The sequence below is a fragment of the Cupriavidus sp. R6-3 genome (assembly GCF_059772245.1).
Genome location: NZ_JCBAJO010000181.1, coordinates 1 through 9,411, shown reverse-complemented (window position 1 = coordinate 9,411; position 9,411 = coordinate 1). Strand labels below are relative to the sequence as shown.

At 68.6% G+C, this 9,411-nt stretch carries 10 protein-coding genes and 1 tRNA gene; 1 reads left to right on the top strand and 10 read right to left on the bottom strand.

All coding sequences use genetic code 11. The features are described 5' to 3' along the window. Positions 1–15 precede the first annotated feature (15 nt). From AC6EI8_RS20475 to AC6EI8_RS20430, 10 genes are all read right to left on the bottom strand, one after another. Positions 16–987: an ABC transporter substrate-binding protein gene (locus tag AC6EI8_RS20475; RefSeq protein ID WP_149318902.1), complete on the bottom strand. Its 972-nt coding sequence runs from the start codon at positions 985–987 to the stop codon at positions 16–18. Positions 988–1,322: 335 nt separating this feature from the next. Beyond that, complete coding sequence (locus tag AC6EI8_RS20470; RefSeq protein ID WP_150083092.1) at positions 1,323–2,381, bottom strand: aldo/keto reductase; 1,059 nt, start codon at positions 2,379–2,381, stop codon at positions 1,323–1,325. A 142-nt stretch (positions 2,382–2,523) separates the two neighbouring features. Next, on the bottom strand, positions 2,524–3,558 hold the full coding sequence (locus AC6EI8_RS20465; RefSeq protein ID WP_150083090.1) for a quinone-dependent dihydroorotate dehydrogenase: 1,035 nt from the start codon (positions 3,556–3,558) through the stop codon (positions 2,524–2,526). A 281-nt stretch (positions 3,559–3,839) separates the two neighbouring features. Continuing rightward, the gene (locus AC6EI8_RS20460; protein ID WP_149318899.1) at positions 3,840–4,592 is read right to left on the bottom strand and encodes an arginyltransferase; all 753 of its coding nucleotides are present in this window, start codon (positions 4,590–4,592) and stop codon (positions 3,840–3,842) included. A 46-nt stretch (positions 4,593–4,638) separates the two neighbouring features. Further along, positions 4,639–5,388, bottom strand: a complete 750-nt coding sequence (aat, locus tag AC6EI8_RS20455; protein WP_149318898.1) for a leucyl/phenylalanyl-tRNA--protein transferase — start codon at positions 5,386–5,388, stop codon at positions 4,639–4,641. Between the two features lie 177 nt (positions 5,389–5,565). Beyond that, the gene (locus AC6EI8_RS20450; protein ID WP_226106535.1) at positions 5,566–6,150 is read right to left on the bottom strand and encodes an NUDIX hydrolase; all 585 of its coding nucleotides are present in this window, start codon (positions 6,148–6,150) and stop codon (positions 5,566–5,568) included. Between the two features lie 188 nt (positions 6,151–6,338). After that, positions 6,339–6,415: transfer RNA gene (locus tag AC6EI8_RS20445), tRNA-Met, on the bottom strand. 79 nt (positions 6,416–6,494) lie between these two features. Next, a complete protein-coding gene (locus tag AC6EI8_RS20440) occupies positions 6,495–7,253 on the bottom strand; it encodes an RES family NAD+ phosphorylase (RefSeq protein WP_149318897.1) in 759 nt (252 codons plus the stop codon). Then, positions 7,213–7,608 carry an antitoxin Xre/MbcA/ParS toxin-binding domain-containing protein gene (locus AC6EI8_RS20435; RefSeq protein WP_370639503.1) on the bottom strand — a complete coding sequence of 132 codons (396 nt, stop codon included), beginning with the start codon at positions 7,606–7,608 and terminating at the stop codon, positions 7,213–7,215. The genes AC6EI8_RS20440 and AC6EI8_RS20435 overlap by 41 nt, the downstream gene beginning before the upstream one ends. A gap of 284 nt (positions 7,609–7,892) precedes the next feature. Continuing rightward, positions 7,893–8,822, bottom strand: coding sequence for a helix-turn-helix transcriptional regulator (locus tag AC6EI8_RS20430; protein WP_498382730.1), 930 nt, complete (start codon positions 8,820–8,822; stop codon positions 7,893–7,895). A gap of 249 nt (positions 8,823–9,071) precedes the next feature. On the opposite strand from AC6EI8_RS20430, the gene AC6EI8_RS20425 reads away from it, so the two are divergent. After that, positions 9,072–9,411 (top strand): AMP-binding protein (locus AC6EI8_RS20425; RefSeq protein ID WP_498382729.1); only part of this gene is annotated, 340 nt, incomplete at its 3' end.

Below are 9,411 nucleotides of genomic sequence, written 5' to 3'. Positions count from 1 at the left end.
GTCGTCACTGCGTCATTACTTGATGACCTGCTTGGCTTCCTTGATCAGGTCCTGCGACAGCGTCACGCCTTGCTTCTCGGCGGCCGTCGTGTTGACGAACAGCTCCAGCTTGTCGCTGGTCTCGGACGGGATCGCGCCCGGCTTCTCGCCCTTCAGGATGCGCACGACGATCTTGCCGGTCTGCACGCCCAGGTCGCCGTAGTTGATGCCCAGCGCCGCGATCGCGCCGCGCTTGACGCTGTCGGTATCGGCGGCCACCAGCGGCACCTTCGATTCATTGGCGACCTTGACCAGCGCCTCGTAGGCCGACACCACGTTGTTGTCGGTATTCGTGTAGATCACGTCGACCTTGCCGACCAGGCTCTTGGCGGCCGGACCGATGTCGACGGTACGCGGCGCGGCGGCTTCCTTCAGCGTCAGGCCTTCCTTGGCCAGCAGCGACTTCAGTTCCTTGACGACAACGACCGAGTTGGCCTCGCCCGGGTTGTAGACCATGCCGACCGTCTTGGCCTTGGGCACCACGCGCTTGATCAGCGCGACCTGCTTGTCCAGCGGCAGCTTGTCGGACACGCCGGTCACATTGGTGCCGCTGGCCTGCCAGCCCTTGACCAGTTGCGCCGCGACCGGGTCGGTGACGCCCGAGTAGACGACCGGCACGGTCTTGGTCGAGGCCACCACGGCCTGCGCGGCCGGCGTCGCGATGGCGACGATCGCGTTGGGCTGGTCGCCGACGAACTTGCGGGCGATCTGCGCGGCGGTGCCGGTATTGCCCTGGGCGCTCTGGTATTCCCACTTCAGGTTCTTGTCGGCGTCGTAGCCGGCCGACTTCAGTTCGGCGCGCACGCCGTCGCGGATCGCGTCCAGCGCGGGGTGATCGACGATCGAGAGCACCTTGACGGTCTGCGCGTTCACCGCGCCGCCGTGCAGCAGGGCCAGCGCGACGGCGCCGGCGAGCAAGGTCTTGGTCGAAGTTTTCAGCATGGTCATGGTCGAATCTCCCCTCGAATATTTGGTTGTGGGTTTCGGTTGGGTCGGCCGCCCCTCTGCCTCGGTGGTTCCAGTGGATCGCCGGCTGGCGCGCGTGGTTCGCGCACCGCCAACGGGGGCGGCGTCAAGCCCGCGAGGATACCATTTCCCCGGCCCGCGGTGCCCTGTTGCGGCGCGGTGCGGGACCCCCACCGAGGTCGGGTTTCGCTGCGGATTCATTGCCCTGTTGTTGCCCGTTATTGCGCCCTTGCCGCGCCCTTGCCGCGCCCTCGTTGCGTCCTTGCTGCGCCGTCAATGCGCCGTCAATGCGCCGTCAATGCGCCTTCAATGCGCGGTCATTGCGCCGGGTTGTGGATCTCGGCATGGATCCGCTCGATGCCGGCGAGCACCTCTTCCGGCAGCTGCACGCCCCAGGCGTCGATGTTCTCCTGCAGCTGCGCCAGCGTGGTCGCGCCGATGATGGTGCTGTGCGCGAACCAGCGCGAGTAGCACCAGGCCAGCGCCAGCGTGGCCGGCGACAGGCCGTGCGCGCGCGCCAGCTCGACGTAGCGGGCGCTGGCCGCCAGCGTTTCGGGCCGCATGTAGCGCGGGCTCCAGTCCGCGGGGAAGCGCGTCAGCCGGCCAGCCGCCGACGGATCGAAGGTCGGCTGGGAGGCGTTCGCGCGCAGATACTTGCCGGTCAGCTGGCCGAAGGCGAGCGGGCTGTAGATCAGCAGGCTGACGCCGGTGCGGTAGCAGGCCTCGTCCAGGCCCTGCTCGAAGCTGCGATTGACCAGGTTGTAGGGGTTCTGCACGGTGGCGATGCGCGGCAGCCCGTGCAATTCGGCCTGCTTGACGAATTCGGCGATGCCCCACGGCGTTTCGTTCGACACGCCGACATGGCGGATCTTGCCGGCGCGCACCAGCTGGGCCATTGCATCGAGCTGCGCGGCGATGCTGGTGCAGGCGCGCTCGCGCGACGGGTCGAACTGCTTCTGGCCGAAGATCGGCGCGTTGCGTGCCGGCCAGTGGATCTGGTACAGGTCGATGTAGTCGGTCTGCAGGCGCTTGAGCGATTCGTCGACCGCGGCGCGGATGCTCTGCGGCGTCAGGTCGCCGCCGTTGCGGATCCACGGCATGCGCGCCGGGCCGGCGACCTTGGTGGCCAGCACGATGCGGTCGCGCGGCTGGCGCTTGAGCCAGCTGCCGACGATCTGCTCGGTGCGGCCATAGGTCTCGGCGCGCGGCTTGACCGGGTACATCTCGGCGGTGTCGATGAAGTTGATGCCGCGCGACAGCGCATAGTCCAGCTGCTGGTGGCCTTCGGCCTCGGTGTTCTGTTCGCCGAAGGTCATCGTGCCGAGGCAGATGCGCGAGACCTGCAAATCGCTCTGGCCTAGTCGGATCGTTTCCATGCGTGTTCCTCTATATGGGGCGGGAGGAAAGGAAGCGGTGTATCCATCCGAGATCCATCCGACATCCATCCCGCATCAAGCGTTCATCATGTTGCGCGTCGATCCCGCATCAAGCGCGTATCGAGCGCCTATCGAGCCCGTATCAAGCGCGCAGCGCGGCCGCGCATTCCTTGACCAGCGCCGGGCCGCGGTAGATCAGCCCGGTGTAGAGCTGCACCAGCTGCGCGCCCGCGTCGATCTTGGCGCGCGCCTGCGCGCCGTCGAAGATGCCGCCGACGCCGATGATCGGCAGCGCGTCGCCGACCACCGCGCGCAGCGCGCGCACCACCGCGGTGGACGCATCGAACACCGGCCGGCCCGACAGGCCGCCGGCTTCCTCGGCATGCGGCAGGCCCTTGACCGCCTCGCGCGAGATCGTCGTGTTGGTGGCGATCACGCCGTCGATCCGGTGGCGCACCAGCGCGTCGCCGATATTGCCGATCTGGTCGGCGTCGAGGTCCGGCGCGATCTTCAGCGCCAGCGGCACGTAGCGGCGATGCTGGTCGGCCAGCCGCTGCTGCGCGGTCTTCAGCGCCGACAGCAGGCCGTCCAGCTCGCTGGCGCCCTGCAGTTGCCGCAGGTTCTTGGTGTTCGGCGACGAGATATTGACGGTGACGTAGCTCGCGTGCGGATAGACGCGTTCCAGGCAATACAGGTAGTCGTCGACCGCGCGCTCGATCGGCGTATCGGCGTTCTTGCCGATGTTCAGCCCGAGCACGCCGCCCTCGGCCTTCCAGCGCGACGCGTTGACGTTGGCGACGAAGGCGTCGACGCCGCCGTTGTTGAAGCCCATCCGGTTGATCAGCGCCTCGGCCTTCGGCAGCCGGAACATGCGCGGGCGCGGATTGCCGGGCTGCGGGCGCGGCGTCACCGTGCCGACCTCGATAAAGCCGAAGCCGAACGCGGCCAGGCCGTCGATATAGGCGCCGTCCTTGTCCAGGCCCGCCGCCAGTCCGACCGGATTCGGGAAGCGCACGCCCATCACGGTGCGCGGATCGTCTTCGATGCGGTTGCCGAGGCAGCCGGCCAGTCCAAGGCGTTGCGCGCGGCGCAGGTTGTCGAGGGTCAGATGGTGAGCGTCCTCGGCGTCCATCGAGAACAGGGCGGGACGAAACAGGGGATAGAGCGCGTTGAGCACGGCGGAAATCGGCAGGGAGTCGGGGCAGGGAATCGGAGACCGGGCGGCCACGGGCGACCAAGCGGAGAGCGGCGGGGCGGGTCCGGCGATGCACCGCGGGCGGGTGGCGGCGCGGTCAGGGCGATATTGTAACGGCAGCGGCGCTTGGGGCGCCGGGGAGGCCGGCGCGGGGGGAGATACCGTGGTGACGCCGTGAAGCGGTGAAGCGGTGAAGCGGTGATGCGCGGCCGTGGATCGCGCGGTAGAGCGTGAAGGCGTGATGCGCGTGCCGAGCCGCGCGCTCAGGCGCCCTCGGACTCGAACGGCCGCCACTGGTTGCCTACCAGCACCTGCAGCGGCTGGAAGCGCGCCTTGTAGGCCATCTTGCGGCTGTTGGCGATCCAGTAGCCGAGGTACAGATGCGGCAGGCCCAGTTCGCGGGTCTGCTCGATCTGCCACAGGATGTTGTAGGTGCCGTAGCTGGTCTTGGGCTGCAGCGGATCGTAGAAGGTGTAGACCGACGACAGGCCGTCGTCGAGCACGTCGATCATGCTGACCATGCGCAGCTTGCCGGGCTCGGCGGCGTCGGGCGGATCGCGGAATTCGACCAGCCGCGAATTGACGCGGCTCTGCAGCAGGAACTGCTCGTACTGGTCGCGGCTGTCCTGGTCCATGCCGCCGCCGGCGTGCCGCATCGACTGGTAGCGCAGATACAGCGCGTAGTGTTCCTCGACGTAGGTCAGCGGCGCGACCAGCGCCTGCAGATGGCGGTGGCGCTGCCAGGCGCGGCGCTGGCTGCGATCCGGCTCGAACTGGTCGACCGCGAGCCGGCACGGCGTGCAGGCATGGCAATCGTCGCAATAGGGGCGGTAGGTGAAGACGCCGCTGCGCCGGAAGCCGGCGCGCACCAGGCGGGAATAGACGTCGGCATTGATCAGGTGCGCGGGGGTGGCCACCTGCGAGCGGGCCATGCGGCCTTCGAGATAGCTGCAAGCGTAGGGCGCCGTTGCATAGAACTGCAGCGCGGAAAGGGGCAATTCCTTGAGCTTGCTCATGATCGGATGCTGCCGTCGGGTGCTGCCGCGGTCGGAGCGCGGGGCGCTAGCGCTCGGCCTGGCGCGCCCGTGTCCACCATTCGAGCACCGTCTTGTCGAACCGCCACGGCACGATCTGCGGCTGCGCGGTCGCCGTGCGCAGATGCGCGACGAACTCGCTGCGCGGAATCGGCCGCGCGCCCAGCGAGGCGAGGTGCTCGGTTTCCTGCTGGCAGTCTATCATCGTCACCCCGTGGCCGGCGAGGAAGCCGCACAGCGCCGCCAGCGCGATTTTCGAGGCGTCGGTGCGGCGCGCGAACATCGACTCGCCGTAGAACATGCGGCCCAGCGCGACGCCGTACAGCCCGCCGACGCGCTCGCCGCGATACCAGGTCTCGACCGAATGGGCCATGCCGCGCGCGTGCAGCGCGCCGTAGGCCTCGACGATCTCCGGCGTGATCCACGTGCCGTGCTGCCCCGCGCGCGGCGTCTCGGCGCAGGCGCGCATCACCGATTCGAAATCGTCGTCCACGCGGATCTGCCAGTCGTCCTCGCGCAGCACGCGCTTGAGCGTCTTGCGCAGGCTCAGCGAGACCCGCAGCGCGGTAGGGTCGAGCACCATGCGCGGATCGGTGCTCCACCACAGCACCGGCTGGCCCTGCGCGTACCAGGGAAAGATGCCGTGGCGGTAGGCCAGCAGCAGGCGCTGCGGGGTCAGGTCGCGGCTCGCGGCCAGCAGGCCGGGGGCTTCGGAGTCGGGGCCCAGCGCGGCATCGACCGGGGGAAACGGATCGTGCGGGTCGAGCCAGGCGATCATGCGCGAGAGGAGGCGAGGGCGCGGGCGACGGCGCGGTGGAAGGCGCGGTTGAACGGGGCGGGGAGCGCGATCGTCACGGAGGTGGCGCGGTGGCAGCGTGGATGTTGGCTCTGCATGCGGCGCTGAGGGGGGCTCGGAAGGCGGCCCGGAAGGCGGCCCGGAAGGCGGCCCGCGCGTTCAGGGCTCCACCGTCGCGCGCGCCGCCAGCGGGCGCATCGGCTTGTCGATATCGAGCGTATGCAGCCGGAAGCTGCCATCCGCGATACGACCGGCCGCGCGGTCGGCGAAGAAGCAGTGCAGGGTGTGGATCACGGTGGGGAAGGCCAACTCGTCCCAGGGTACGTCCGCCTCGTCGACCAGCTTGACCTCGAGGCTTTCCTCGCCCGGCGCGATATCGAGGTCTTCCAGCCTGGCCAGATAGAACAGATGGACCTGATGCACGTGCGGCACGTTCAGCATCGAGAACAGCTCGCCGATCTGCACGCGCGCGCCGGCTTCCTCCAGCGTTTCGCGGGCGGCGGCCTGGGCGGTGGTCTCGCCGATCTCCATGAAGCCGGCCGGCAGCGTCCAGAAGCCGTAGCGCGGCTCGATCGCGCGCTTGCACAGCAGGATCTTGTCTTCCCAGACCGGAACCGTGCCGACCACATTGCGCGGATTGACGTAATGGATGGTGCCGCATTGATCGCAGAGATGGCGCGGCCGGTTGTCGCCATCGGGGATGCGCAGCACGACCGCATGGCCGCAGTTCGAGCAGAATTTCATGGATTCGGTCCGGGAGGAATGGGCGCAGTTTATCACCGGCCCTGAGGCGGCACGACCGTGGAGCCGTGACCCTGGCGCGCGCTCGAATGAGCGGCAGCGAACTGCGGAAAGCACGCAGAAACAAAAAAGCCGCCCGGTGAATCGGGGCGGCTGCTTTTTGCTGAGTTCTTTTTGCTGTTTCGATCGGTTGGTTGCGGGGGCAGGATTTGAACCTGCGACCTTCGGGTTATGAGCCCGACGAGCTGCCAGACTGCTCCACCCCGCGTCCGTCGAAGAAGTGATTATAGGGCAAGCGCTTTCGCAATGCAACAGGAGATATGAGCGAAAGTATCGTGGGCCGCATTTCAAGCGCTTGCAGGGGCCGCATTGCCGTTCGGGCGTTCCCACAGCACCGCCTCGAACTCGAAATTCTCGCGTTGCAGCAGATCGTCGCGTTGCCAGATCACGCGGTCGGGCCGCACCGTCAGCATCCACGTGGTGGTGACCAGCGGCGCGGGCGAGGAGAAGGCCAGCGGCGTCAGCACGGCGGCGCAATGGCCCTGGCCGGGATCGCGCACCGAGCGGTAGCGGATCAGCCCGAGCCCGGCCTCGCGGGCGACGCGGGCGAAGGCCTGGCAGCCCTCGTAGTGGACCGGGTCCTGCCATTGCGCGGCATCGCGCGCGAACGGCGCCTCGTCCAGCGCGACGCCGTCGGTGCGCACGCCGACCTGGAACAGCGTCTGCGCGCGCGCATCGATGCGCGGCAGGGCGGGACTGTCGCGCAGGAAGCGCCAGCGCCAGTAGCCCAGCTCCGCGCAGGCGGTGCGGATCTCGTCCGCGCCGTAGAACACACCCGGATCGTGCGCCGCGCGAAAGCGCGAGCCCCATGGCGACGGCGGATAGCGGAACGGCGTGAACAGCAGGTAGTGCAGATGGCGGGCGTAGGAGGGAACCGCCGGTTTGCCGGCATCGAGCACGGCCTCCAGCACAGCCTGCTCTTCGAGGCTGTCGACCAGCGGCATCGTGGAAACCACATGCTGGGCTTCCACCGCCCGCCACAACGTGAGCGCAAACGGCTTGCGCTCAGATGCGACCGCGGGTGGCGTCCAGATAGTGAACGACACGAACCAGGCCTTCGGTAGTACGGATCAGTTCGAGCGGCTTGCCGCCCAGCGCGAGATTGTCATTGGCCAGCCATAGCCGGGCCTGGTCGCCATGCCCGAGGATGGCATCGAGGGAGCGGAACAGGCGCACGAACAGCACGCCGAACTCCCATTCCTTGCGGTGGTTGTCCAGCACGTAGTGGCCCGAGGCCATGCGCGAGACGGAGGCCGTGCTGATGCCCAGCACGCTGGCGACCACGGCCTGGCTGATACCGAGGAAGCCGGCCGCGCGCATCACGGCCTTGGTCAGGGTTGCCCCGGCATCCGGGGCCCCGGCGGGAAGCTGCTGCCGAAGTTGCTTGGTCTGCATCGCCATGCTCCTGTTTCCTTGGAAACATTATAGGCCACTTGTTTCGCAAGGGAAGCAGGAAAACCACTTTTGCGGGGATTCCTTGCGTACGCCCGTTCGACCGCCGCCTTTCCGGCGCCGTTCCCGGGCCGTGCCGTGGCGGAGCAGTCCGCGCGGACACGCAGCCGGACGGGCAGCAGGGCGATGAAATATAGTGCGAGCCGGCCGCCGGGGCCGTCGCTCAGGTGCCGGCGCAACGGCCGCCGAGGCCGGTAGCTCGGCGCCGGCGCCAGCCGCCATCGAGCCCCGGCTCAGGCGCCGGCGTCCTGCAGCACCGTCTGCAGCGCCTGCAGCGACGCGTCGAGACTCTGCCCGCTGGTGTCGATCACCGCGTCGGCGCGCGCGTAGAGCGGCGTGCGGGCCTGCAGGATGCGGCGCAGGTCGGCCATCGCCTCGCTGTTGCCCTGCATCGGCCGCATGTCGCCCTGGGCGACCACGCGCGCCATGTGTTCCTCGGGCGAGGTCTTGACCCAGACCGTGTAGCAGTTGGCGAGCAGCAGATTGAAGGTGGCCGGCTCGGACACCAGGCTGCCCGGCGTCGCCAGCACCAGCCGCTCGTGCTCGCGCAGCACGCGTTCCAGCGCGCGCAGTTCGTAGCGGCGGTAGGCGGCCTGGCCGTACAGCGAATGGATTTCCGACAGCGTGGCGCCGGCCTCCTGTTCGATCGCGCCGTTCAGCTCGACGAAGGGCAACTCGCGCGCCTCGGCCAGCGCCCGGCCCAGCGTCGATTTGCCGGCGCCGCGCAGGCCGATCAGCGCGATTCGCTGATGGCGCGCGTCGAAGGGGGCGGACGGTGCGAGGGCATTGCGGCAGGCCTCGCGCACGCGGGCCAGATCGGCGGGCGGCAGTTGCGCGAGCCATTGCAGAAGCTGGCCGAACTCGGCGGCGCGCGCGCCGTTGCCGCCGTCGGCCTCGGCCAGCACCACCGGCAGCGGCACGTTCAGCGCGGCCGCCACCTGCCGCAACAGCAGCACGGAGGCGTTGCCGGTACCGGTTTCGAGATTGGCCAGATAGCGCTCCGAGACCCCGGCCCCGCGCGCCAGATCCTTGCGCGACATGCCGCGGGCCGCGCGCAGCGAGCGGATGCGCTCGCCCAGCTGGGTCAGGTACGGATCGCGCTCGCCGGGGTGGCGGGGCTCGGCGTCGGACAAAGGCGCAGTGGCTTCGGTGGCGCGGCGCATGGCGGGCAAGGGTTGGGAAGGAGGGAAGCAGCGACAGGCGTTGGGTGCGGCATTATAGGGCACATGGACGGCATACCCCGGGTTCACCCCAAGCCTTTTTCGCTGCCATATAGTGCATTCCTGAGCTTGCATCTTAGTCGATGTGCAATAAAATGCATCAACAACGATAAGGTGCCGCCGCAAATTGCCGCCGGGGCGTGCACCAACGGCCGACAAGAGGCCGCCTTCGGGCCGCCCAAGGAGTGAGACATGACGTCCCCGACCGCTTTGCCGGCGCGCTACAACGCCGCCGCCGATCTGCTGTCGCGCAATCTGGATGCCGGCCGGGGCGACAAGCTGGCCTATCGCGACGACACCGCGACGCTGACCTACGCCGAGCTCGATGCGCGCAGCCGAGGCTTCGCCGGCGCGCTGCTGGCGGCCGGGCTGCGGCCCGAGGAGCGGCTGCTGCTGTGCGCGCTCGACACCATCGATTTCCCCGTGGCGTTTCTCGGCTGCCTGCTGGCCGGCGTGGTGCCGGTTGCCGTCAATACGCTGCTGACGGTGGACGATTACGCCTACATGCTGGAGCACAGCGGCGCGCGTGCCG

Coding starts and splice junctions, on each gene's coding strand:
- AC6EI8_RS20475 (WP_149318902.1), bottom strand. CDS start 987: ATGACCATGCTGAAAACTTCGACCAAGACCTTGCTCGCCGGCGCCGTC.
- AC6EI8_RS20470 (WP_150083092.1), bottom strand. CDS start 2,381: ATGGAAACGATCCGACTAGGCCAGAGCGATTTGCAGGTCTCGCGCATC.
- AC6EI8_RS20460 (WP_149318899.1), bottom strand. CDS start 4,592: ATGAGCAAGCTCAAGGAATTGCCCCTTTCCGCGCTGCAGTTCTATGCA.
- AC6EI8_RS20435 (WP_370639503.1), bottom strand. CDS start 7,608: ATGGCGATGCAGACCAAGCAACTTCGGCAGCAGCTTCCCGCCGGGGCC.
- AC6EI8_RS20430 (WP_498382730.1), bottom strand. CDS start 8,822: ATGCGCCGCGCCACCGAAGCCACTGCGCCTTTGTCCGACGCCGAGCCC.
- AC6EI8_RS20450 (WP_226106535.1), bottom strand. CDS start 6,150: ATGAAATTCTGCTCGAACTGCGGCCATGCGGTCGTGCTGCGCATCCCC.
- aat (WP_149318898.1), bottom strand. CDS start 5,388: ATGATCGCCTGGCTCGACCCGCACGATCCGTTTCCCCCGGTCGATGCC.